The organism is Vibrio sp. Vb0349 (assembly GCF_033338975.1).
In genome coordinates, this window is record NZ_JAWOTS010000385.1 from 1 (window position 1) to 1,099 (window position 1,099).

A 1,099-nucleotide genomic window follows, 5' to 3' on the forward strand; every position below is an offset into this window, starting at 1 on the left:
GAAGTACCAGAGCCGATCGCAGCACCAAAAACAAATACCAAAGTTCAATCAACCTCTTCAGCTGTTAGTCCACAAGTAGTGGCAGCGATTTCAGCGGCGATTCATCAACATCGCGCTTCAATCGCGAAGTAGCCGAATATAGGATTAAAAAGGAGTTTAAGAGCATGTCTAAACCACTAGCTATTACCGATGTGGTCCTTCGAGACGCCCATCAATCACTATTTGCTACGCGTATGCGTATCGAAGATATGCTGCCTATCGCAGCTGAGTTGGATAAGATTGGATACTGGTCCCTAGAAACCTGGGGTGGTGCAACGTTTGATTCGTGTATTCGATTCCTTGGGGAAGACCCTTGGGAGCGTCTACGTGAGTTGAAAAAGGCGATGCCAAATACACCAATGCAAATGCTACTTCTTGGTCAAAACCTTTTAGTATATCGCCATTATGCTGATGACGTAGTAGAAAAGTTCGTTGAGCGTGCTCATGCCAACGGTATGGATGTATTCCGTATCTTTGATGCGATGAACGATGTTCGCAATTTCCAAAAAGCGGTGAAATCGGCGGTAGATGTTGGCGCTCATGCGCAAGGCACCCTGTCATACACAACAAGCCCTGTTCACAATACGGATACTTGGGTTGATTTAGCAAAGCGTTTGGAAGATCTCGGTTGTCATTCTCTGTGTATCAAAGACATGTCTGGCTTGCTAAAGCCTTACGAAGCGCAAGAGCTAATCACACGCATCAAAGCCTCTTGTGATGTACCACTGGCACTCCACTGCCATGCAACCACTGGTCTTTCTACCGCTACGGCAATCAAAGCGGTAGAGGCTGGTATCGACATCCTCGATACGGCTATTTCTTCTATGAGCTGTACTTACGGGCATACTCCGACAGAAACGGTTGTAGCAATGCTGCAAGGTACTGAGCGCGACACCAACCTGAAACTTGATCAACTAGAACCTATTGCAGCCTACTTCCGTGAAGTACGTAAGAAATACGCGAAGTGGGAAGGGCAACTAAAAGGCGTGGATTCCCGTATCCTTATCGCTCAAGTGCCAGGCGGTATGTTGACGAATATGGAAGGTCAGCTAAAAGAGCA

1 protein-coding gene and 1 pseudogene are annotated in these 1,099 nt (G+C 47.0%); both read left to right on the forward strand.

Going from position 1 to position 1,099, the window contains the following annotated elements; all coding sequences use genetic code 11:
* A pseudogene (locus tag R7Q47_RS26040) lies at window positions 1–132 on the forward strand (oxaloacetate decarboxylase subunit gamma); the annotation flags it as partial.
* A 32-nt stretch (window positions 133–164) separates the two neighbouring features.
* Window positions 165–1,099 (forward strand): pyruvate carboxylase subunit B (locus R7Q47_RS26045; protein WP_318090235.1); only part of this gene is annotated, 935 nt, incomplete at its 3' end.